The following is a 20,409-nucleotide window of genomic DNA, read 5'->3' on the forward strand; positions in this document are numbered from 1 at the left end:
GGAGGGATCATCCTCATCGGCGAGCCCTACTGGCGGCAGTTACCGCCGACGGAAGATGTTGCCAGGGGGTGTCTTGCCGGCTCAATCTCCGACTTTCTCCTGCTTCCAGAACTTCTCGCGTCTTTCGGCCACCTCGGCTACGACGTCGTGGAAATGGTTTTGGCAGACCAAGACAGCTGGGACAGATACGAGGCGGCCAAGTGGCTCACCATGCGCCGATGGCTTGAAGCCAATCCCGACGACGAGTTCGCGAAAGATGTTCGAGCCAAACTGAACTCGGAACCCGAGCGCTACGCGGCTTACACGCGTGAATACCTGGGTTGGGGTGTGTTCGCGCTGATGAGGGGATTACCGGGCGACTCAGAAAGTGGGGAAAATCCAATCATGCCTAACAACTCATTCAAGCAGACGCCGCTTCGCGGCGCGGCTTAATTCAGGCGTTAGCCCTAACAATGACATAGAGGAGGAATACGACATATGGCAAGAATCGGAATTTTGACATGCACTAATGCAACCCAAGACCTCGGCTGCTCATCTGTGAGCTGTCTGGCAGATTTCCGAAAGCGGAAAGGAACTTTCGGCGAATATGCTGAGAGTGAAAAGCTCACTTTAGTTGGCATCATAAGTTGTCCTGGCTGTCCAACGCTTACCGGACCGGACAAGCTAATTAAGAGAATCCGGGCATTGACTGATTTCGGAGTCGATACCATTCATTTTTCCTATTGCATTAAAACACTCTGTCCTTTTAAAGAAAAATACAAGGGTGCACTCGAACAATTATTTCCAAGCGTCAGAATTATAATTGGCACGCACGAAGAACATGTTACCCCGGAAGAATTTCGTCGTCGTGTAAAAAAGGTATTCTGCCAACCCGGAAAAACGATGGTTGATATTATTTTGAACAAAGACGAGGAAGGCTAACCAGGCGCTGGAGCCAATCGGCGGGGGAAAGCGCTCCGCCTCTGGGCTCAGCTTTCTGTTATCCTTCAGAAACAACTGAGCAATCTGGCGTTGCATTATGCAATGAAATGAGATACTATGTATACACCTTGCAACATAGAGTCGAGGAGGAATAGCCATGGCTACAGCAGTAAGAATATCTGAAGAACTTGTAGATGAAGCAAAGAAATTCGGGCGGATTGACCACCGATCTCTGGCCGGCCAAATAGAACATTGGGCGCGCTTGGGCAAGTGCGCCGAAGAGAATCCGGATTTACCATACTCCCTGATAAAGGAAATCTTGATCGGGCTGGATGATTTGAATCAGGACGAAAAGACGGAATACAAGTTTGGGTAAGACGTTATGAAAATCTACCAGTCGGCCTCCTTTGAGAAGACGGTGAAAAAGATGCTAAAGCCTGAAAAGGCGGCTTTAGATCGAGAGGTAAAGAAGATAGCGGAGAATCCGGCTATCGGGGAAGAAAAGAAAGGTGACCTGAAAGGCGTGTTTGTTCATAAGTTCAAACTTAAAACAACACAATACTTGCTTGCCTATCGAAAGACCGGTAGCGACTTAGAACTTGTTATGATTGGACCTCATGAGAATTACTACCGAGACTTGAAGCAGTATTTGAAGAATCGACAATGAGAACAAAAGCAGGATAACGAGCGGATGCGGCTAACTCGGCAGAATCGCCTCGTAGCTGATCCCCACGTTATCCTTGCAAAACAACCTTACGATACTGCCTCGATCTGTACAGACAAAAGATGTACAATTGAACCATGAGATACGAATGGGATCCGGAGAAAAATGAGCAGTTGAAGGCAGAGAGGAATATCTCATTCGAGAAGGTACTGTTTCACCTACCCCGCGGTGATGTGTGGAAGATCGCAGATCATCCCGACCAGGAAAACTATCCCGGGCAGAGGATCTACTTCGTGATTGTGGAAGAATACGTTTATCTCGTTCCCCACGTGGTTGAAGAAGATTACATTTTCCTCAAGACGATAATACCGAGCCGAAAGGCAACGAAGGCGTACATGAAAGAGCAGGAGGGTTGACGGCATGAAATACGATAAGGAAGAAAAAGCCATTATTGAGGCCTATGAGAGAGGCAAAATGAAGGTTTCCACGCCTTCAAAGAAGGAGCTTGCGGCTATAAAAGCGACGGCAAAGAAGACATTGGTTAAGAACAGAAGAATAACCATTCGCTTATATGATCACGACTACCAGGGCATCCAGAAGAAAGCAATGGAAATGGGTATCCCATATCAAACCCTCATATCCGGTATAATCCACAGATACATAGAGGGAGAACTAACGTCAAAACAGGATAACCATCGGCTGCAGCGGATCGGGGCAAAAGGCGGCCACTCTCGCTGAGCCGTACGTTCGCTTCGGATTCGAAACTGAGAACGTAGGAGGTCAATGTCGCATGCCAGATATGCTCGTCAAACTGTATGACCTTCCGGATGTGTCTCCGCTCATCGACGTGCTTAATCGTCGTGGCATTGTGATTCGTGCCGCCATGCCATACGAAAAGCATCGGGTTGCTGAATGGGTGCGGAATACATTCAACGAAGCATGGGAGAGTGAGTGCGACGTTTCTTTCAGCAATCACCCTGTTTCCTGCTACATCGCCACAGAAGGAGGAAGGATCATCGGTTTTGCCTGTTATGACAGTGCTTGCAAGAACTTCTTCGGTCCGTCAGGCGTTTCCGAGAATATGAGAGGCTTGGGAATCGGCAAAGCGTTGCTTTTGTCTTGCCTGCACGCCATGAGAGCAGGCGGGTTTGCGTACGCCATCATAGGTGCGGTTGGTCCAGCGGTGTTTTATTCCAAGGCGGTGGGGGCGATCGTTATCGAGGGGTCGTCGCCGGGCATCTATCGGGATCGGCTGACGGATTAACACGTCACTTTCTGCCGCAGCCTATCGTCTGGCAGAGGAAATCCGTGACGGACGTTGGCGGCATGTATCGGACTTGGAGCAAAATATGCGTTTTGCGGAATGCCGACCTTACAGGTCGAGCAGCCTGTAGGCATTACCCCCCAGCATCAAATCCTTATTCTCCCGGCCGATTTCAAGCTCCTTGATGTTGTCGATATAAGCTTTGATGTTGAGCGGATTATCCAAATCGTGCGGGTAGTCGGTGCCGAAGACGAGACGGGTCGGGCTGATGTCCAGCAGGGCACACTTGACGGAATTCATGCCGCCGTGGTGCCCCGCCAGGTTGAAATATATCTTCTCGAAATGCTCGTGAAAGGACATGCGGTGCAGGGCGCCGCCCGAGCCCGGAGCGCCGAACCAATGCTCCATGCGCTCCTTCAGTGCAACGATGCCTCCGCCCTTGTGACTTATCACAAATGTCAGGTCAGGGAAGTCATCAAGGACACCTCCCAGAATGATTCTTGTCGTCGCCGCAATCAGGTCCAGTTCCCTTCCGAGGCTTCTGTAAAGGTCAAAGGAGGCATCCAGGATATCAAAACCCTTGGGCACCCCACTCGGGTGAACGAAGATAGGTGTCTTGAGGGCGCTTACCCTTTCGTAAAAGGGCCACAATTCTTTTGAATCCAGGGTAAGGCCGTTGACCTGAGCATCGATGAGAACGCCTTTGAATCCCAGGGAACTGATGGCCCTCTCCATCTCGTACAGAACTTCTTCTCCGCGGAGAGGCGGAATGGGGGCAAAGGCAACAAATCTCTTCGGATACTGCTTCATCATCTCGGCCGTCCCGTCGTTCCATAACTTTGTTTCTTCCAGGACGGCGCGGGGGTCCAAGGGTGCGGCACTTTTCAACAGCACCGCCACATCTATCCCGGCCGAATCCATAACCCTGAGGTGCTCCTCCGCATCGCAGAGCGCCGGCTGCAGCGTCGACGAGGCTTTTCCGTCTTTGTAGGCAATTACTTTTTCCCCCTTTTTTCCTCCCTTCCTGAGAAACAGTTCTTCGGGAAGGTAATGATGTTCGAAATCGACGATCATCATATGCTCCTTTCTATGTCTCTTGTTGCTTACAGGAACAGCCCTCTCGCCGGAAAGATGCATCCCCCGATGAAGTCCGGGCTGTCCCCTCCAGGAGTCACCCGACCGGCCCTGGATACGATAACCTTGCTGTCGCTATGTGTCAACAAAAGGCTACTAGGAGACACGTTGCAGAGGATGGTGCTGCAGAGGACGCTAAACGGGGTAGTGCGGCGAAGGCGTGCTCTGAGTCTCTTTGCCTAAATAAGACAGTCATACTTAGTAACTTACTAGCGGATATGATAGGGCCATACCCAGCAATATAGATATAAATACGGCTAATAAGTCTACTTGACCTGATACAATTGCTAAGCTAAACTTGCTATTATGAACATGGTCAAGGAACTATCTGTCTCTGTCACTGATACAGCGTATCAGTTGCACCGCAGTCTCCTTCGGCTCTTTCGTGTGCTGCGCGTCACTCGGCCGGCAGACGGGTTGACGCTAACGAAACTCGGAGTCCTGGGACGTCTCCAGCGCGAAGGGAAAGCCACTGCAGCGGAACTGGCAGCCTATTTGCGCATCAGGCCGCAATCGCTGACCCGCCTGATTGCGGACCTGGAGAGAGGCAAGTTCATCATTCGCAGGTTGGGCAGCGAAGACCACAGGCAGAACCCACTCGAGATCACGAAAGCTGGACTCGAGTTGCTCGCCAGAGATATTCGTGACCAACGAGCGCAACTGGCGCGGGTTATAGACAAGGAGCTGACACCTGCCGAGCAGGAGTTGCTCAGGATTGCCGCCGGGCTTCTGGATCGTATTGCAGAGACGACTGAGGCAGCAGTCGAGCTCCGTCGCGAGCCGCAACGAAGTAAGGGACGAGGCCACTCCACCTGATTGCAGCGAAACATTGATAGCGGCTCTGGACCAGGAGACAGACATGCGACACGATCCGATATCGAGGCGTTCTTTCTTGAGGGTTTCCGCCGTGACCGCAGCAGCGGTTGGGCTCGATTGGAACAGCATTGCAGCGTATGCCTCTGCGGTAAAGCCAAAGACCGACTACCCAACGGTCATCATCGGTGCAGGGCTTGGGGGCCTCTGCTGCGGTGCCTATCTATCAAGGTTCGGGTTTCCGGTAACGGTTGTCGAACAACACTCGATACCAGGAGGATACGCAACCTCTTTCGATCGTAGCGGTGGCAAATTCACCTTTGAAGTCTCCCTGAAGGCTACGTGCATTCACAACAACTCAACTGCCCAAATCTTGAGAGAGCTTGGCGTGCTGGAGAAGCTTCAGCTTGTTGAACTGCCGGAGGTCGTAAGGATCAAGGGATCCGATTTCGAGATTGGCGTGCGTTCACGAGACCCGCAGGCTCTGATTGCGGGCCTGTCGGAGCGCTTTCCGGAAGAGAAAGACGGTATACAGCGAGTCGTCCACGAGATGATCGGCATTGCCGAAGAAAGCCAACGGACGGCGCAAGAGAAGGAAAAAAGAGACAAGACCTCGGCCGGCGATTTTCCGATCCGGTATCCCCGAATGTGGAACGTGAAAGATAAGACCCTTGCGGATCTTCTGAGCGGTTTTGTGAAGAATCCTTTGCTGCAAAATGTGCTGGCTGCCCAATGGGGATCCCACGGACTCCCTCCCTCCAGACTCTCTGCTTTTTATTATGCCGTTGCCTTCGGGGAGAGTCTCCGTAACGGCTCTTACTACGTCAAGCCTCGTTGTCAGGCGCTGAGTGACGCCTTGGCAGGCGCCATCGAATCTTCCGGCGGAAAAGTAGTCTATGGTGCGCTCGCAGAGAAGATCATGGTCAAAGATGGGGCCGTCGTAGGAGTTGCGCTGGCCGACAGGAAAACACTTCCGGCCCGCACAGTGGTGAGTAATGGCAGCGCCCTTGTTACATTAAAGAAAATGCTGCCACGCGGCAGCCTGCCGTTACCCTACTTGAAGAAACTCGAGGAGTACCGGCCGAGCATCTCCATGTTCATTGTCTGGCTGGGTCTGAACAAGGAGTTGAGGGAGAAGTTCAGGGGCTACCGATACACGGTCGTGTCAGGCCAGGGGCCGGAAGCCGACTATCGGTATTCTCTCCAGGGCGATGTGGAAAGAGGAAGTTTTGGAATCACCTTCTACGACAGCCTCTTTGAAGGCTACTCAAAGCCCGGGACATCAACACTTCATCTCTCTTTCCTGAGCGGCTACGAACCGTGGCGCAAATTTGAAACCGATTACCGGGCAAAGCGTAAGCAGGCCTATAACAGGGAAAAAGAGAGATGGACTGCTGTCCTCATCGAGAGGGCGGAAAAAGAGCTGATCCCCGGGCTATCCTCCATGATAGAGGAGAAAGAATCAGCCACACCCCTTACCTGTTGGCATTTCACACGCAATACCGAAGGGAGCATTTACGGATTTGAACAGGCCTTGAACAATAGCTACATGAACAGGATCGACAACCGGACTCCCGTAAAAGGGCTTTACCTAGCCGGTGCCTGGGGGAATCCCGGTGGCGGTTACTCAGGGGTGTTGAAGAGCGGTCGGATGACATTTGGGAAGATAATGGAGGACTGGAGGGGATAGAACAATCAGAACCTGATCGGCAACAAAGGCCGTTGCCTCCCGGTTATGCAGGCGTCAGCCGCAAATCAGACGAGATTGGAGGTACGAGACGGATGAACGTTATAATACGCAATGAGGCCGAGTCGGACATTGAAGTGATTTCGGGGGTTACTAAAGCAGCTTTTGAAACTCTCGCAATTAGCAATCATACAGAGCAGTTCATTGTTAAGGCATTGCGAGATGCAAAGGCCCTTACGATTTCGCTTGTAGCGGAGATCGACAATAAAATGGTAGGTCACATAGCTTTCTCGCCAGCAACTATTTCCGATGGCAGCCGTGATTGGTACGGTCTCGGCCCCATCCCTGTCCTGCCGGAATTGCACAGGCAGGGTATTGGAAAGGAGCTGATGCGAGCAGGCTTGTCCTGTCTGAAAGCGTTGGGTGCAAAAGCTTGCGTGCTCGTGGGGGACCCGGGCTATTACGAACGGTTCGGATTCCGAAGTCCTTCGAATCTCGTTATAGACGGCGTTCCGCAACAGTATTTTCTCGCATTGCCGTTTGAAGGAAGCAAAGCCGCTGGAACCATGACCTTTCACCAAGGCTTCAATGCGAAGGACTGACGCGACGCCGCAGCCGACCCTCTGAAACGCCGGCTCCCACCGAGTCTTGTGCGGCGCGTCTGTCCTCACAGGTGGACCGGGAGACTTGCCCATTGAGGGTAGAGTATACGATAGAATATGGTGTATGCTTGGTTACTACCTGCAAGGGATTCAGCGGTGTCGTTGCGACAGTCCCGATGAGCAGGTTGCCCTTATCAGGGTCAGAACGGTCAAGGGAATCACAGTGACATCAGGACGAATAGCAGCAGGAATTTTTTTCCTGGCGGCAAGTCTTCTCCTGGTCGTGCAGGCGCAGGGTCAACCCTGTGAGCAGGTGGTTGCCGCACTCAATGCCCGACTCTCGCCCGGGATCGACCAACAGGAGCTGGTCGACGTGCTCCGCCTCCTCGACAGCACAAATAACGCGAGGCTTCCTTCCAAATTTGTGACGAAGCGAGAAGCCCGGTCATTGGGGTGGACACCCGGGAAGGACTTATGGTCAGTCAGCGCGCTCCGGGGCTCAAGTATCGGTGGCGATCGGTTCAATAATCTGGAGGGGCGGCTGCCTGATAAGAAGTGGCGCGAAGCAGACCTCGATTACAAGGGCGGACACCGGGGTGTTAAGCGTCTTATCTTTTCGCAGGACGGGAAGCGTTTTGTGACCGTAGATCACTACAAGACATTCGCGAAGGTTCCGGCTTGTCGCTGAAGCGGTTCTCTCTGAAGGGAGAGACGATACATTCGCTCGAAGATCTCTACGACCGGCTCTCAAGCCAACTAGGGTTGCCGGAACATTTCGGCCGCAATCTCGACGCGCTCTGGGATGTCCTTTCGGCTGATGTTGAAGGCCCGTTTGAAATCGAGTGGAGCCGCGCTGACGATTCAAGAAAATCGATGGGCAAGGATTTCGATCGGGCACTGAAGGTATTTCAAGATGTCGAAAAAGAACGGAACGACTTTAAACTGAAGATCAGTGCTTGACGTTCAACATCCTCGTTCGACCAAAAAGGTTTGCAGCCACGCATTGTCCTCCTGGCACATGTATTGCGTTGGGTCTCCTGTGAGGAGCAACTCACGCAGGGGGATTGAAGAATGAAGAAGAAGGCGTCGTGGTTCGACTGGTTTGTGACTGGTTCTTTCTGGTTGATGGGAGTGACCATCGTATTCGGTATGATCGTGATTGCCTTGAGAACAACTGAAAGCAGCACACGACTGGCAGTCGAGAGCCTGCGTTCCCCATCGAAGCCTCTAAGTAGTGGCAATACGCACGTGGCGTCTATCGTGCTCTGACGCTCAGAGCCTCACCGACTCCCCAAAAGGTTTAAGCCTTATTGCTGATAACAAATGGCCGATCGGGCGATTGGTTAAGTAGCGGATCTGTCTGATAACTGAGTAACGGCACGAGCAAAATGCAGAGTAGCTCGTGACAGAACGAAGGCAGTGGGGAGGATCCGATGCTGTGCGATAAATGCAAGTCCGGGTATATGGTTGATGATAGCCATTACGACGTTAAGGTCTTCAAGTGTTGGGTCTGTGGCAACAGGTTCTATCCTGATCATCCAAAGAGACAGGGAGATCTCGTTTGCTCCCGCTGTGGTGAAGACCTGGAGCCAGGGAACCACTCCGGCTACTGCAAGAACTGTCTCAAGTATGTCAATCTGAATGCCGAGCCTATGAAGGAGCGCACCTACGGCCAGACCACATGCGCCTGCGGCACGATCTTTATAAGAAAGAGCCCGAGACAGATGTTCCATTCCAAGGACTGCAGGAAGCGGCCAGTCCACTTCTCACTGCTGATGAAACCAGACGTGCGGGTGGCGCACACGACGAAATAGAAAGGTATGAAGGAAGGGAGAAGCAGCTTTTAGTATTAATTGAGTAACCATTCGGGCGATTGTATTCTGATCAATCGGGTCGATAATGTTCATAACTCGATAAAGGCAAACCATCCTAAAGGATGGGACGTAAAGCCACTGGCCTAAGTTTGTGATAACGGATACGATCACAGGGTCGCCGGGTGATGCAGAGGTCTCTCTTTCTGGCTTCTCCACGGCTTCCCTGTGCATCTCTCCGGCATGTGAGTGACGGTAGGTATGGAGAGATGCGAGGCCTTTCTCACACGCGTCTAATTTTCAACATCACCCCAACTCCCTCGCGGAAAAAGCCCGGAAATATGCCCCGTGAGATTATGTCGTCATGAAATCGCCTCGTGGCATGCCAGAAAGAGATTTTGGCGGAAACTCAGCTGGGGTCAACGTTATCCCTAAAGGAAGAATTTTCGTTGATATGGGTAGTGCGATTATTGGCGACGCGGTCGCGGGGCTGGTGCAGAGTTTTGGATACCAGAGTTGTACACGTCAGCCGGCAGGTGGCGATGTTGATGTAATCATCGTAGACAGCAGCACGATTGATAAGAAGAGGTTGGACCTCCCTTCGAAATCGAAAGTGATTCTGATGGAGACCGATGCCCATCAAAAAAACGTTGCCGTACCGATCCTCTATCAAAAAGTTCACGGAATCATCTCTTGCACTATGGATAGCGCTAAATTCAGAAAAGCACTGGAGGCGATCACGGGCGGGCAGTTCTGGATCGACAGTCCTTCTGTGAAGTCATTTCTGCTTAGTGCGGGCCTCGTATCGAGTAAAGGCGAACTCCTGGGATTTACACCGCAGGAGAAAAGAATCGTCGAGCACATCTGCAGGGGCGACACCAACAGGGAGATAGCCGAGAAGCTACACCTCAGTATTCACACCATAAAGACACATCTCCGCAGCATCATGAGAAAAGCAGGAGCCATAAACCGATCTCACCTGGCCTCATTGGTGACGCAGTTCTCAGGCGAGGATAAGCGAGATATAGAGCCTTTATAGACAATAGCAGGAGAAACTTCGAATCTGTTTGCGGCTATATCTTGCTCTTCCCGGATTTGGCCAACGCTTCCCTTACACGCTCTGGGGCCATGGGGAGGTCATAGAGCCGTGCACCAGTCGCGTCAAAAATCGCGTTGCCGATGAGAGCAGCGACTGTGACGATCGGCGGCTCTCCACCACCCTGGGGCGGCACATCTTTATTCTCGACCAGGACTGTTTCGATTTTCGGGAGCCAGGAAAAGCGTGGTATCTCATACGTATCAAAGTTTGTATCGAGAATCTGGCCTCCTTTGAAGCGAACTTCCTCGGTCAAGGCCTGGCCCAGCCCCATGGTGAGGCCACCCTCCATCTGGATTGTTGCGCCCTCAGGGTTGATAACAACGCCCATGTCCTGGACACAGACGATGCGTTTTACGCGGACGCGTCCTCTTGCGCGGTCCACGTCCACTTCTCCCATGGCAGCTATATAAACTCCTGCGTCTTCCGCGCAGGCCACGCCGATGCCGCGACCGCTGGGCGCAGCCTCTTTCTTCCAGCCGAAGCGTTCCGCAGCCATGGTCAACACGCGCTGAAGCCTTTTCTGACCTATATGTTTCATGCGGAATTCGACGGGGTCGATGTGGAGCTTCGCTGCCATGATGTCCATGGAGGACTCTCGGGCAAAGACATTGAAGTTAGCGCCCGGTGCCCGCCAGGCCCCTGTCGCAAAGGGATGGGCTCCTGGATTGCCTGTATAGTGGCCGTGCACCATTTCCCGGTGGTTGGGCACTGCATATAACTGCGCGGCACCTCTCGGCCCGGAGAAGTAGACATCATAGCCCCAGAACGTGACCTGCTTCGCGCTGTCGACTCCGGATCTCACTTTGGCGATGCCGGCCGGCCTGAACGTGTCGTAAAAGAACTCTTCTTTGCGCGTGCGTGCCACCTGCACGGGCCGCCCGGTGAGCTTTGCAAGACGCGCCGCTTCCACCGCCTGGCCCCTGGCGCTCTTGCCGCCAAAGCCGCCGCCAACGAAGGGTGTGATGACCCTTACCTTTTGCGCAGAGACAGAAAGCGCCTGGGCTATTTCCTCCTTTGCGCCGAAGGGCGATTGCGTGGATACCCACACAAACATCCTGTCTCCTTCCGGTTTTGCAATCGCGGTGTGCGTTTCGATCGTAGCATGGGCCATGTAGTGGTCGTAGAACGTCGCCTCGAACGTTGCCTCCGCCATCTGTTCTCCCTGCTTCAGATCTCCGCCCTGAGTCACAGGCTCTCCATTCGGGGCAACACGCAAAAGATGTGCGTAGATCGTTTTTGGATCGAGGTCGCTCTGCGGTATCTCCCATTCTGGTTTGATGCAGGCGAGGGCCTTCTGTGCATGATCGGGAAACGGGTGGAGCACTGCTATCATCTCGCCGTCGCGCACCAGGGTCACGTCTTTATCAGCATCGACGGCGGAGGTGTCGACGCTTTTCAGTCTGGCGCCGTGTGCCGGCGGCCTCAAAATACTTGCGTAGAGCAGGCCGGGTAGACGCACATCCCCTGTATACTGAGCCTTTCCGGTTACCTTTAGCGTTCCATCCCTTCGATTATATGATTTCCCCACAACGGTATATTGTGAAACCTGCTTTGGAGCGGGCCTTGGTGTCACATGGCGCTCGATGATCTTCCCTCTCGCGAGCTGCCCATAGGTAACCTGCTTCTTGCCGTTGTTACGGTCCTGCACGACACCGTTGCTCACGATGAGCCTTTCCTTGCCGACGTGGAGGCGCTCTGAGGCAAGCTCAATAAGAACCGCGCGTGCTTCGGCGGCGGCTTCTCGCAGGGGCGGACCGAAGAAGCGCGTGGTGAGCGAACCCCACGTGCCCCTGTCGTAAGGGCAGAGATCCGTATCCCCCATGATCATCTCAACAGAATTCACGGGCACGTCCAGTTCCTCCGCAAGCATCTGAGCAAGGGAAGTTATGATACCCTGACCCATCTCTATCTTGCCCGTAAGACAGCTCACCTTTCCGTCAGGTGCGATTCTGACGAATGCATTGAAATCGACAGGAGTCGGCTGGCCGCCTGGCGCTGGCCGTTCCTGTGCTGCGGGGAGCATGCTATACGAAAAAAAGATGAAGATCCCGCCGCCGAGCGTCTTCAGAAAATGGCGTCGGCCCGGAGAGAAACCATGACCAGTCACTGCGTTCTTCTCTCTGGTTGTTCTCTCATTCTTCATCGCCGGCCTCCTTTCAGCTCTTTCGCAGCGGTCTGAATTGCCGTGATGATACGTGCGTAAGAGGCACAGCGGCAGAGATTATCCTCCATGCCCTGGATGATATCTGCCTCCGAAGGGGACCGCTGCTCGGCGAGGAGCGCGTATGCGTTCATGATCATACCGGATGTGCAGAAGCCGCACTGAAAGGCGTCATGCTCTATGAAGGCCTTTTGTAAAGCGTGAAGCTTACCGTTTCTCGCCAGTCCTTCTATTGTGAGTACTTCCTTGCCGGCGACATCTTTGAGCGGGGTCTGACACGATCTCACTGCCTTGCCACCAACGACTACCGTGCACGCACCACAGAGCGCCTCGCCACAGCCGAATTTTGTTCCGGTGAGAGCGAGATCGGAACGCAGGACCCATAGAAGCATCCTTTCATCGTCGGTCTCCAGTTGAACCTTCTTTCTGTTGAGCGTGAATTCAACAGGTCTTATCATGGTCCACTCCTCTTTGCTCAAAACTCTTCTTTGTTCTTCTCTGCTTTGATTTTATAATCTAAAGCGAAGACTCTTTTCTTGCAACGTTGGTTGTGACAAATATCGTGGTGTCGGGCTGATGGTTGCTGCTATAATGAAGAGGAATGTTTCCACAGGAATCCGTTTGGTTCGCCGTTGCAGGTGACGTGTGGACATAACATTGAGATATAGTTTGCACGCTGAGGCGAGTTACATGACCAGTGCCCCGGTGATTATAGGTTTTGCTTTGGAGAACCTTTCTTCCGGAGACGTGTGGGTTCTGAAGTGGTACACTCCCCTGGAAGGTATAAAAGGCAGAATATTTGAAGTCAGCTGCGATGGCGTGGAGATTCCGTATGAAGGCATGCTCATGAAACGTGGAGACCCGGAGGAAAATGATTATATCCAATTGGGTTCCGCTGAGAGCGTCCGTGCGGAATTCGACTTGACCACTGCGTATTCTTTACCCCTGTGCAGTGAGTGCACTGTAACGTTCAAAGGACGTATTCACGATGTTGTTCTGAATCGGCAAGATGTTCCGAGACCATGGGACGAGCATCAGGCAATCGATGCTCAAGGTGATCCTGTCGTGTTCAGCGTTGTGGCCGTTTAGAGCATGCGCGAAAGGATAGTCGTCACACCATGTGAATAAGAAATAAAAGGAGGCAGGAATGAAAAAGAATGCATCGAGTTCCAACCTGGCCGTGAGTCTGGAGTTTGACAAGCGAACCTACAAGGCTGCTGAGTCGCAAAAGCTCTTTTTTGCGATGACAAACGAGTCGGACAAACCCATTTCGGTCCTTAAGTGGCACACGCCTCTGGAAGGATTTAAGAGCGACATGTTCCACGTGGAGTATGATGGCAAGAAAGCCGTCTACCTGGGAAGAGTCTACAAGAGAGGCGTGCCGGCTGAGGATGATTATGTTACCATTCAACCGGGTCAGACTCTGAAGTATAGGATTGAATTCACGGAAGGCTATGACATTGCCGAGTCTGCGCATTACAGCGTGAGGTACAAGACGCATCTCCTGCACGCCGGTATCGAGGATGCGAAACTGCTGACAAAAAGATACATGGCGCCGAAGGCACCTGGCGCCTTATCGGTCAGGTCCAATACTGCGATCTTCAAGCTCGAGGAGAATAGGCGACCCAAAACAGTGAACGGCATCGAGACAGCGTGGATGAAGATGCTGAAGGGTGCGGTTCCTCTTAAGAAAACGACTTCGTTTAACGGCTGCTCACTTTCCCAGCAGAGTACGATAACCAATGCCCTCGCACAGGCTGTCAAGTATGCTGCGGAAGCTCGCTCGGCGCTGACGAATACTCCAAGCTGGGCCCGGTACACGGCCCGGCGTTACCAGGAATGGTTCGGTGCTTATGATGGTTCCCGCTATAGTACAGTGAATGGCCATTTTGACAGAATATGGGATGCCGTGGCGAATCAGAACATGGCCTTCGATTGCACTCCTACCGACAACGCTTACGCTTACGTGTATCCCACAAAACCCTATGTCGTATATCTCTGCAAACTCTTCTGGACAGCGCCCTTAACCGGTACAGATTCGCAGGGAGGCACGATCGTCCATGAGACGAGCCATTTCAACGTGGTTGCCAGCACTGACGATCATGTCTATGGGCAGTCGGGCGCACGAACGCTTGCCAAAAACAATCCGAACGACGCGATTGACAATGCCGACTCGCATGAATACTTTGCGGAAAATACGCCAGCGCTCACGATGGACGCGGTGCCAGGCTCCATCTTCAAGACAGCCGCCAATTGGCATAAGCTGCCGGTGGGATTCACCGGCGGTTTCGACGCGAGCCTTAACGGCGCCGGTCCTTTTGCGGGAAAATGTTACTTCTTCAAGGGAGACAAATACATCAGATACGATTGGACAAAGGATAGTGTGGATGAAGGGTATCCAAAGAAAATAGCTGACAACTGGCACAATCTTCCTGATACATTCCGGGGTAGTTTCGACGATGCTGTAAACGGTCAGGGCCCCTTTTCAGGCAAATGCTACTTCTTCAAGGGGGACTCGTACATCCGGTATGATTGGGGCGCTGACAAAGTCGACCCGGGATATCCCAAAAAGATTGCTGCCAACTGGCATAACCTCCCTCCGGGATTCAGAGACAAGTTCGACGCGATAATCAACGGCGGAGGCCCCTTCGCTGGCAAATGCTATTTCTTCAAGGGCGATTCCTATGTGCGGTATGACTGGCAGACCGACACGACGGATGCCGGGTACCCCAAGAAGATAGCAGAGAATTGGCATTGCCTGCCTTCCGGATACACCGGAGCCTTCGACACTGCACTGGAGGGAGATAAGCAGTTCAGCGGAAAGGGATATTTCTTCAAAGGAGATTACTATATCCGCTATAATTGGCAGGGAGATTACGCAGAAGTCTAACGTCAATTCGTCCTAACGCGTGTACCGGGGTCGGAGCAAACGCAGCATTGCTCCGGCCCATTTCATACTGCGTCCAGCGATTGAACGAGAACCAGCTCACATGCTCCTGCTCCGGTATCCGTGCGGGAAAGGGAACTCCTCCAGTGCCACCCGTCCGGCGCACGAGCCTCCACGAGATAGCCTTTCAGGTGGATGATGTGGCCGGGCCGCAGGCTCTTCAGCAGTCTTTCGACATGACGGTCTCCGGGGATCATGTGCATGTTTGCAGTATGGGATTCCACCACCTCCCGAGGAACAGAAAAGGTCTTTGTGCTCCAGAAATAGAAGCGCTCGCCCTGACTGAAGCTGAAATGTTTGAGATTGTTCTCATCTGACATGGCGCCCCATGCCAGCACTAGATCCACCGGCGCCAGGTCTGCCGAGCGACCAAAGTAGTACCGCTTTCTAAGTACGACCCGGGCCCTGAGCTCAAACGAGGCGAGACATTTCAATGAGATGTTCTGCCTGTGAATCTCAGTCTGCTTGTCCAATTCGACCTGCAGGGGATCGTCTGCGACCAGTATCCCGGGCGGTCGGCTGATCGCGCGATCAGACCAGGAATGGTAGGCTGCTACGAGGAAGAGGATAGCAAGAATCCAGAAATACTTCACGTTCTGTTCTTCGGCCTCTTTCGGCAAAACATAATGGAGCTATCACTGCAAGATGAAAAAGAACAGCAGATTTCTGTTGAAACATTCTCTCCAGGCTGGCACACTTCTAACATTGAGCGGAGAGAGTGTTTTTGCTCAGAAAATTTGTTAAAGGGAGGTCGGTGATGAAGGGAAGGGAATGGATCTCGGCGCGTAAGTCTCTCAAGTCGGGTGTTGTGCCACTCTTGGTAGTGCTTGTAATTGTGTTGCTCTGGACAGGGCCCTCTTTCGGCCAGGTTTCAGGTGCTTTCAACCCTAACCCCAAAACGGCTGCCGAGGCGATTGATCAACTCGTGTGGGCGAACAGGATCCTTGCTAATGAGAATATATTTGATTACCTCGGGCATATAAGCGTTCGCAACCCGGAGAACAGCAAAACATTTTTCATCGCCCGGGCAATAGCACCTGAAACTGTGACGAAGAGTGATATCCTTGAGGTCGACCTGGAAGGCAACGTTGTCACCAAGAGCCAGTTCAGGCCGTATCAGGAGCGTATCATCCATGCCGGGATCCTGAAGGCGAGGCCGGATGTCAATTCCGTGATTCACGCACATCCCACTCCCGTAGTGATTCTTTCGGTATCGGAAGTACCCTTTCGCATAGTTTCACACCCTGGCTCTATCTTCTATGAAGGCGTGCCCTTCTATAACGAATACGACTTCACCTCGCCCGGGAATACGGGCATGCTGGTGACCACAAAAGAGGAAGGGGATCGGGTGGCAAAAACACTCGGTAAAGCAAGAGCCATGATCATGCGGGGACACGGGTGCAACGTGGTTGGGAAAAGCATCCCGGAAGCAATTCGCACAGCCATCGATCTTAGAGACAATGTTGTTATTCTTCTTGGTGCCCAGCAGTTCGGGAAGGTGAAGACTGTAAGCTATGAGGAGGCCAAAGCGGCAGCCGCCGCGCTTGGCAATCCTGAGCGTGGTTGGAATGCCTGGGTCAGCCGCGTCAAGAGGGCTATGCCTGATATGCAGTAGCTGTGCAGAAGGAGGCTGCTTGCCAGCCTCTTTATTATTATCATGGATTTCAGGGGGCCGGGATGCTGATCGCATCCGGTTACGCAGCGTATAGACGTTGCCTATTCACCGCTACCCATGGACACGTCGCCTGACAGAAATCCTAGATCGGGACTGATGCCTATCCCTGGAGCCAATAAAGGCAACTGATCCAGTTTTTCCATCTGCTCGGGAGTCAGAATTGTCCTTGCGGCGATTATTATCTGCGCAGCTTTATCCAGGATCTTTTGTCTGATCGGGCTCAATTCTTTTTCCTTCTCCAAGAGCTTGGCTTCTCCGACCTTGGGGTCGGCGAAAAGTTTTCTCATCTCCAGCTGCTTCTGGAAGTAATCGTACCTGAGGTCGCGGGTCTCACGATAGAACCTGTTTCTCAGCTCCCTACATTTGTCCAGTTGGGCTCGTGTGAGACCGAGGTATGCAACGATGGGACTGGTCTCGGGTGTTGCATAGGGTATGTCCATTGTAAAAGCAGTCATGCCTCCCTGAGGAGGTGACATGGGTGTTCCCGGGACTCGCGGTGGAGGCGGTGATGACACCGGTGTTCCGCTCATGATGCCGGCTGCCGAAGGGTTGCCGGGAGGTCCCTGCGTGAACTGGCACAACGCATCAGTGCAGGCTACCCATGAGATAACTGCCAGAGCGACAAACCCAAATGCTATTCTTTCCTTCATTCTCGGCCTCCTTTGTCAATATGCGCCGTAACTCTCGTTCGCGGCTTACTTCTTGCCGGGTGATTTCGCAGAGTGTTCCGTCACCCTTCTCGCAAGGCGCTCGTTCTGTTCTAATTCTTTTTCAGACGGCAGTTCGAACAGATTCTGCATTTCTGTCAGAACCGTCCCAAGTGCCTCGGCACTGCCCCTGATTCGTTTGTAGTCTAGCAAAAAGCCTATGTAAATTTCCTCAATGGCGTTTAAAGAGATGGGCGAGTTCTTTGCCGACGACTCATCGAGAATACTTAAAACCAGTTGGTAGGCCCCAGCTTCTCCTTCGTGGAAAGGAACTTCAATGGGAAGTTTCTGCATCCGCACGTGTCTGTTCGCCTCTTCCGTGCTTTCCTTGACCATCTTCCTGACCCTGTTGCGAAAACTACGGAAATCCTGCTCCAGTTTCTGGATGTCACGACCAAGCATGGTTAGCCCTCCTTCCAGCCGCAGACATGCGCATCGTGTCCTGTCCGGCGCTCTTACAGCCTGCCACTCATAGTATCAACAGAAGTAATGTAATACCGGTTAGAAGGGAAGTCAGCAGGGCGAGCAGGTCCTGAGAATGATGAACAGGTTTCGCCCCTTTCTCAACCTCAACCAGGCTCTTGCTCTTACGCAGGCTATTGGCTTAGTAAGGGCTTGTGGCTGGTTCCTTTATCAGCCCGGTCTCTTTGAGATTCTTTTCGAGCCTTGACCAGACACGTTTCAAATAGTCGTCATAATCCTTTCCCACAATCATAATCGGCACCAGATCGAGCTTCTCCACAGCTGTTTTGACCTCTTTACTTTCCGCCGCTTTAGAGAAAGCATTCTCAAGTTTCTTGGTGACGTCAGCAGGCAAGCCCGCGGGCCCTGCGATACAAAAAACCGTTTCATTTGCGAAATCGTAGCCCAGGTCTTTCAGGGTGGGAACGTCTGCGAAATTGGGATTCCTCTTCTCTTCAGTCACGGCAAGAATCCTCATGGTGCCTGATTTTACAAAGGGCACCCACTCGGGGCCCACGGAGGCCACGTCCACGTGGCCGCCCAGGAGAGCTGTGAGTGCGTCTGCGTTTCCTTTATAGGGTACGTGGATCCATTTGATGCCATCCTGGTGTTCGACAAACGCCATCGCATGGTGCATGGCTGTGCCGATGCCTCCGGTGCCGTATTTTATCTTGTTGGGATTTTTCTTTGCGTATTCCACCAATTCCTTGAATGTTTTCCATGGAGCGTCGGCCTTCACTACGATGCCGTTGTACGGCGCGGCGTAGGCGATGAGAGGGGTAAAGCTCTTGAGGGGCTTGAAGGTCACCTTCTGCATCTGAGGAGCCCTGACCATGCCGGTACTCACACCGCCGCACAACGTATACCCATCGGGTTTCGCGTTTGCCACAAGAGCGAATGCCACAGTCCCACCACCCCCGGCTCTGTTCTCGATGACGATCGGTTTGCCCAGGATCTTTTCTGCTGCAGCCGAAATGGACCTTGAGCAGATATCGACGGAGCCTCCCGGCGCCATTGATATGTACATGGTTATCGGGCGATCCGGAAATTCGGCTTTTACACTCGCAGGAGGAGCAAGAATGATGAATGCGAAAACAGAGATCAAGCAGAAGGCCGTTGAAATGGAGTTGAAACTGTGATGCTTTTGCATAACTCCTCCTTACTCTTTGTGCAAGCGTGAAGTGTTGCTGTTTGGAACAACCTGATTTTAGGAAGCGGACGACGACTTGTCAATAGAAATAACTTCCGGGTTTTGCCATACACTTTTTCTTGACAAAAGTAACCTCCTAGGCAGAGTGAGCTCTACAGAGGCCTGTAGCGAACTGGAAGCGAAAAAGAATTAAGGCACTAAAAGGGGGCGCAGCTATCCATCCCCTCACAGCATGTCCAACGTGCGCCATAGAGGCAGCAACGCAAAATAAACACGGGTTCTACCATGAGCTGGGGGTGTTGCCTGAAGTATGCGCGTGAGGCGTGGCTCCGGAGCGTTAACAGTTTGTAAGTGGATTTGTCGATATCGAATCATGTCTCTTTCAGTGATCCGATAAAGCGCTGAATGGTCGATTCTTTGAAGAGGGTTTTCTTGCCTATCTTGACAGACCGCAGACTTCCGCCCTTTATGAGGAGATACAGTTTCGCCCTCGATATCTTTAGCAGGTTGCATGTTTCCTTTACCGTATATAGCCTATCCATAGCCAAATATATACATGATCGTCTACCATTGTCAATATATGTCGTTTTGGCCTTGACATTTGGGCAGCTGTAGACTATTATATACATAAGTGGACGAAAAGCGAGTAGAGGGGAATCACATTAACGCCATCGGCTACATCAGGGTATCCACTGAAGAGCAAGCCCGGGAAGGTGTCAGCCTCGAGAATCAAAGGGCTCGTATCGAAGGGTATTGCTCATACAAAGGATTTTCTCTAGTTGATATCATTGAGGATGCCGGGATATCAGGAGGCAAAAACAAGACACGGCCCGGCTTCATGGTGTTGCTCGATAGAATAGAGAGCAACGGTATTGATGCTATTGTCCTCTATTCTCTTGAACGGCTCTCACGGGATATGCTGACGTTGCTCGCCCTTGAACGCTTCCTCGATGAACGCGATATCGAACTCCACACCGTCGAGGGCCAGGTCGACACCTCTCTCCCCGATGGATGGCTCAATTTTGCCATGAAGGCTTTTCTTGGGGAAATGGAGCGGCGCCAGGTGAAGTATCGCACTAAGCGGGCTATGGAGTTCAAAAAGAGCCAAGGCGCTGTGGTAGGTTCTGTCCCCTATGGCTACCGTAGAAACGGAAACGGGCTGCAAGAAGATCCCGAGGAGCAAGAAGTAATCCGTATCGTGAATCAGCTCTACAAGAAATCTCCGCGGCTGGTGGACATCTGCAGGATTTTAGAAGAAAGAAATATCAAAGCAAGGAATGGCAGGAGCTTCACCTCGCAGCAGGTCAAGCGC

Annotated in this window: 27 protein-coding genes and 1 riboswitch; of the genes, 19 read left to right on the plus strand and 8 right to left on the minus strand. The window is 52.4% G+C overall.

From position 1 onward, the window contains the following. The 7 genes from VMT71_18295 to VMT71_18325 form a co-directional block, all read left to right on the plus strand. The coding region (locus tag VMT71_18295) for a hypothetical protein (protein ID HVN25924.1) at positions 1 to 432 on the plus strand (432 nt) is incomplete at its 5' end. A 45-nt stretch (positions 433 to 477) separates the two neighbouring features. After that, positions 478 to 921, plus strand: coding sequence for a CGGC domain-containing protein (locus VMT71_18300; protein HVN25925.1), 444 nt, complete (start codon positions 478 to 480; stop codon positions 919 to 921). 157 nt (positions 922 to 1,078) lie between these two features. Continuing rightward, the gene (locus tag VMT71_18305) at positions 1,079 to 1,297 is read left to right on the plus strand and encodes a hypothetical protein (GenBank protein ID HVN25926.1); all 219 of its coding nucleotides are present in this window, start codon (positions 1,079 to 1,081) and stop codon (positions 1,295 to 1,297) included. Positions 1,298 to 1,303: 6 nt separating this feature from the next. Beyond that, positions 1,304 to 1,588, plus strand: coding sequence for a type II toxin-antitoxin system RelE/ParE family toxin (locus VMT71_18310; protein ID HVN25927.1), 285 nt, complete (start codon positions 1,304 to 1,306; stop codon positions 1,586 to 1,588). A gap of 134 nt (positions 1,589 to 1,722) precedes the next feature. Continuing rightward, positions 1,723 to 2,001 carry a BrnT family toxin gene (locus VMT71_18315; GenBank protein HVN25928.1) on the plus strand — a complete coding sequence of 93 codons (279 nt, stop codon included), beginning with the start codon at positions 1,723 to 1,725 and terminating at the stop codon, positions 1,999 to 2,001. A 4-nt stretch (positions 2,002 to 2,005) separates the two neighbouring features. Continuing rightward, positions 2,006 to 2,323, plus strand: a complete 318-nt coding sequence (locus tag VMT71_18320) for a hypothetical protein (protein ID HVN25929.1) — start codon at positions 2,006 to 2,008, stop codon at positions 2,321 to 2,323. 52 nt (positions 2,324 to 2,375) lie between these two features. Beyond that, entirely contained in the window at positions 2,376 to 2,849 is a 474-nt protein-coding gene (locus VMT71_18325) for a GNAT family N-acetyltransferase (GenBank protein ID HVN25930.1), read from the plus strand. Positions 2,850 to 2,957: 108 nt separating this feature from the next. Here VMT71_18325 and VMT71_18330 read toward each other — a convergent pair whose 3' ends face one another. Beyond that, positions 2,958 to 3,926 carry an amidohydrolase family protein gene (locus tag VMT71_18330; GenBank protein ID HVN25931.1) on the minus strand — a complete coding sequence of 323 codons (969 nt, stop codon included), beginning with the start codon at positions 3,924 to 3,926 and terminating at the stop codon, positions 2,958 to 2,960. Positions 3,927 to 4,289: 363 nt separating this feature from the next. Between VMT71_18330 and VMT71_18335 the strand changes: the two genes are divergently transcribed. The 8 genes from VMT71_18335 to VMT71_18370 all read left to right on the plus strand — a co-directional run bounded on the left by VMT71_18335 (position 4,290) and on the right by VMT71_18370 (position 9,935). Continuing rightward, positions 4,290 to 4,799: a MarR family transcriptional regulator gene (locus VMT71_18335; protein ID HVN25932.1), complete on the plus strand. Its 510-nt coding sequence runs from the start codon at positions 4,290 to 4,292 to the stop codon at positions 4,797 to 4,799. A 43-nt stretch (positions 4,800 to 4,842) separates the two neighbouring features. Further along, a complete protein-coding gene (locus VMT71_18340) occupies positions 4,843 to 6,486 on the plus strand; it encodes an FAD-dependent oxidoreductase (protein ID HVN25933.1) in 1,644 nt (547 codons plus the stop codon). Positions 6,487 to 6,578: 92 nt separating this feature from the next. Continuing rightward, positions 6,579 to 7,085, plus strand: a complete 507-nt coding sequence (locus VMT71_18345; protein ID HVN25934.1) for an N-acetyltransferase — start codon at positions 6,579 to 6,581, stop codon at positions 7,083 to 7,085. 124 nt (positions 7,086 to 7,209) lie between these two features. Then, complete coding sequence (locus VMT71_18350) at positions 7,210 to 7,773, plus strand: ribonuclease domain-containing protein (GenBank protein HVN25935.1); 564 nt, start codon at positions 7,210 to 7,212, stop codon at positions 7,771 to 7,773. Further along, positions 7,764 to 8,045: a barstar family protein gene (locus tag VMT71_18355; protein HVN25936.1), complete on the plus strand. Its 282-nt coding sequence runs from the start codon at positions 7,764 to 7,766 to the stop codon at positions 8,043 to 8,045. The genes VMT71_18350 and VMT71_18355 overlap by 10 nt, the downstream gene beginning before the upstream one ends. 111 nt (positions 8,046 to 8,156) lie before the next feature. Then, positions 8,157 to 8,354 (plus strand): hypothetical protein, encoded by a 198-nt coding sequence (locus VMT71_18360; GenBank protein ID HVN25937.1) that lies wholly within the window; start codon positions 8,157 to 8,159, stop codon positions 8,352 to 8,354. 164 nt (positions 8,355 to 8,518) lie between these two features. Then, a complete protein-coding gene (locus VMT71_18365) occupies positions 8,519 to 8,899 on the plus strand; it encodes a hypothetical protein (protein HVN25938.1) in 381 nt (126 codons plus the stop codon). A gap of 94 nt (positions 8,900 to 8,993) precedes the next feature. Next, positions 8,994 to 9,082: riboswitch (cyclic di-GMP riboswitch) on the plus strand. A gap of 178 nt (positions 9,083 to 9,260) precedes the next feature. Further along, on the plus strand, positions 9,261 to 9,935 hold the full coding sequence (locus VMT71_18370) for a LuxR C-terminal-related transcriptional regulator (GenBank protein HVN25939.1): 675 nt from the start codon (positions 9,261 to 9,263) through the stop codon (positions 9,933 to 9,935). 34 nt (positions 9,936 to 9,969) lie between these two features. Here VMT71_18370 and VMT71_18375 read toward each other — a convergent pair whose 3' ends face one another. Together VMT71_18375 and VMT71_18380 are read right to left on the minus strand one after the other, a co-directional pair. Next, on the minus strand, positions 9,970 to 12,138 hold the full coding sequence (locus VMT71_18375) for a molybdopterin cofactor-binding domain-containing protein (GenBank protein ID HVN25940.1): 2,169 nt from the start codon (positions 12,136 to 12,138) through the stop codon (positions 9,970 to 9,972). Then, positions 12,135 to 12,614 (minus strand): (2Fe-2S)-binding protein, encoded by a 480-nt coding sequence (locus VMT71_18380; protein ID HVN25941.1) that lies wholly within the window; start codon positions 12,612 to 12,614, stop codon positions 12,135 to 12,137. The genes VMT71_18375 and VMT71_18380 overlap by 4 nt, the downstream gene beginning before the upstream one ends. Positions 12,615 to 12,846: 232 nt before the next feature. On the opposite strand from VMT71_18380, the gene VMT71_18385 reads away from it, so the two are divergent. Together VMT71_18385 and VMT71_18390 are read left to right on the plus strand one after the other, a co-directional pair. Beyond that, complete coding sequence (locus VMT71_18385) at positions 12,847 to 13,245, plus strand: hypothetical protein (GenBank protein HVN25942.1); 399 nt, start codon at positions 12,847 to 12,849, stop codon at positions 13,243 to 13,245. A 58-nt stretch (positions 13,246 to 13,303) separates the two neighbouring features. Then, a complete protein-coding gene (locus VMT71_18390; GenBank protein ID HVN25943.1) occupies positions 13,304 to 15,046 on the plus strand; it encodes a M35 family metallo-endopeptidase in 1,743 nt (580 codons plus the stop codon). Positions 15,047 to 15,108: 62 nt separating this feature from the next. Here VMT71_18390 and VMT71_18395 read toward each other — a convergent pair whose 3' ends face one another. Continuing rightward, positions 15,109 to 15,696, minus strand: coding sequence for a hypothetical protein (locus VMT71_18395; GenBank protein ID HVN25944.1), 588 nt, complete (start codon positions 15,694 to 15,696; stop codon positions 15,109 to 15,111). 164 nt (positions 15,697 to 15,860) lie between these two features. Here VMT71_18395 and VMT71_18400 point away from each other — a divergent pair, with 164 nt between their 5' ends. Then, positions 15,861 to 16,718: a class II aldolase/adducin family protein gene (locus tag VMT71_18400; GenBank protein ID HVN25945.1), complete on the plus strand. Its 858-nt coding sequence runs from the start codon at positions 15,861 to 15,863 to the stop codon at positions 16,716 to 16,718. 101 nt (positions 16,719 to 16,819) lie between these two features. On the opposite strand, the gene VMT71_18405 is transcribed toward VMT71_18400, so the two are convergent. From VMT71_18405 to VMT71_18420, 4 genes are all read right to left on the minus strand, one after another. Then, positions 16,820 to 17,428 (minus strand): periplasmic heavy metal sensor, encoded by a 609-nt coding sequence (locus VMT71_18405; protein HVN25946.1) that lies wholly within the window; start codon positions 17,426 to 17,428, stop codon positions 16,820 to 16,822. Positions 17,429 to 17,473: 45 nt separating this feature from the next. Further along, complete coding sequence (locus VMT71_18410; protein ID HVN25947.1) at positions 17,474 to 17,887, minus strand: hypothetical protein; 414 nt, start codon at positions 17,885 to 17,887, stop codon at positions 17,474 to 17,476. A gap of 202 nt (positions 17,888 to 18,089) precedes the next feature. Beyond that, positions 18,090 to 19,097: a tripartite tricarboxylate transporter substrate binding protein gene (locus tag VMT71_18415; protein HVN25948.1), complete on the minus strand. Its 1,008-nt coding sequence runs from the start codon at positions 19,095 to 19,097 to the stop codon at positions 18,090 to 18,092. A gap of 371 nt (positions 19,098 to 19,468) precedes the next feature. After that, positions 19,469 to 19,639, minus strand: coding sequence for a helix-turn-helix domain-containing protein (locus tag VMT71_18420; GenBank protein ID HVN25949.1), 171 nt, complete (start codon positions 19,637 to 19,639; stop codon positions 19,469 to 19,471). Between the two features lie 89 nt (positions 19,640 to 19,728). Between VMT71_18420 and VMT71_18425 the strand changes: the two genes are divergently transcribed. Further along, a partial coding sequence (locus VMT71_18425) for a recombinase family protein (GenBank protein HVN25950.1) occupies positions 19,729 to 20,409 on the plus strand: 681 nt, incomplete at its 3' end.

The organism is Syntrophorhabdales bacterium, assembly GCA_035541455.1.
Classification (GTDB): domain Bacteria; phylum Desulfobacterota; class Syntrophorhabdia; order Syntrophorhabdales; family WCHB1-27; genus JADGQN01.

Bases quoted from the DNA above. Each gene is read 5' to 3' on its own strand.
- VMT71_18300 (HVN25925.1), top strand. From the start codon at position 478: ATGGCAAGAATCGGAATTTTGACATGCACTAATGCAACCCAAGACCTC.
- VMT71_18305 (HVN25926.1), top strand. From the start codon at position 1,079: ATGGCTACAGCAGTAAGAATATCTGAAGAACTTGTAGATGAAGCAAAG.
- VMT71_18310 (HVN25927.1), top strand. From the start codon at position 1,304: ATGAAAATCTACCAGTCGGCCTCCTTTGAGAAGACGGTGAAAAAGATG.
- VMT71_18315 (HVN25928.1), top strand. From the start codon at position 1,723: ATGAGATACGAATGGGATCCGGAGAAAAATGAGCAGTTGAAGGCAGAG.
- VMT71_18320 (HVN25929.1), top strand. From the start codon at position 2,006: ATGAAATACGATAAGGAAGAAAAAGCCATTATTGAGGCCTATGAGAGA.
- VMT71_18325 (HVN25930.1), top strand. From the start codon at position 2,376: ATGCCAGATATGCTCGTCAAACTGTATGACCTTCCGGATGTGTCTCCG.
- VMT71_18330 (HVN25931.1), bottom strand. From the start codon at position 3,926: ATGATGATCGTCGATTTCGAACATCATTACCTTCCCGAAGAACTGTTT.
- VMT71_18335 (HVN25932.1), top strand. From the start codon at position 4,290: ATGAACATGGTCAAGGAACTATCTGTCTCTGTCACTGATACAGCGTAT.
- VMT71_18340 (HVN25933.1), top strand. From the start codon at position 4,843: ATGCGACACGATCCGATATCGAGGCGTTCTTTCTTGAGGGTTTCCGCC.
- VMT71_18345 (HVN25934.1), top strand. From the start codon at position 6,579: ATGAACGTTATAATACGCAATGAGGCCGAGTCGGACATTGAAGTGATT.
- VMT71_18350 (HVN25935.1), top strand. From the start codon at position 7,210: ATGCTTGGTTACTACCTGCAAGGGATTCAGCGGTGTCGTTGCGACAGT.
- VMT71_18360 (HVN25937.1), top strand. From the start codon at position 8,157: ATGAAGAAGAAGGCGTCGTGGTTCGACTGGTTTGTGACTGGTTCTTTC.
- VMT71_18365 (HVN25938.1), top strand. From the start codon at position 8,519: ATGCTGTGCGATAAATGCAAGTCCGGGTATATGGTTGATGATAGCCAT.
- VMT71_18370 (HVN25939.1), top strand. From the start codon at position 9,261: ATGAAATCGCCTCGTGGCATGCCAGAAAGAGATTTTGGCGGAAACTCA.
- VMT71_18375 (HVN25940.1), bottom strand. From the start codon at position 12,138: ATGAAGAATGAGAGAACAACCAGAGAGAAGAACGCAGTGACTGGTCAT.
- VMT71_18380 (HVN25941.1), bottom strand. From the start codon at position 12,614: ATGATAAGACCTGTTGAATTCACGCTCAACAGAAAGAAGGTTCAACTG.
- VMT71_18385 (HVN25942.1), top strand. From the start codon at position 12,847: ATGACCAGTGCCCCGGTGATTATAGGTTTTGCTTTGGAGAACCTTTCT.
- VMT71_18390 (HVN25943.1), top strand. From the start codon at position 13,304: ATGAAAAAGAATGCATCGAGTTCCAACCTGGCCGTGAGTCTGGAGTTT.
- VMT71_18400 (HVN25945.1), top strand. From the start codon at position 15,861: ATGAAGGGAAGGGAATGGATCTCGGCGCGTAAGTCTCTCAAGTCGGGT.
- VMT71_18405 (HVN25946.1), bottom strand. From the start codon at position 17,428: ATGAAGGAAAGAATAGCATTTGGGTTTGTCGCTCTGGCAGTTATCTCA.
- VMT71_18410 (HVN25947.1), bottom strand. From the start codon at position 17,887: ATGCTTGGTCGTGACATCCAGAAACTGGAGCAGGATTTCCGTAGTTTT.
- VMT71_18415 (HVN25948.1), bottom strand. From the start codon at position 19,097: ATGCAAAAGCATCACAGTTTCAACTCCATTTCAACGGCCTTCTGCTTG.
- VMT71_18420 (HVN25949.1), bottom strand. From the start codon at position 19,639: ATGGATAGGCTATATACGGTAAAGGAAACATGCAACCTGCTAAAGATA.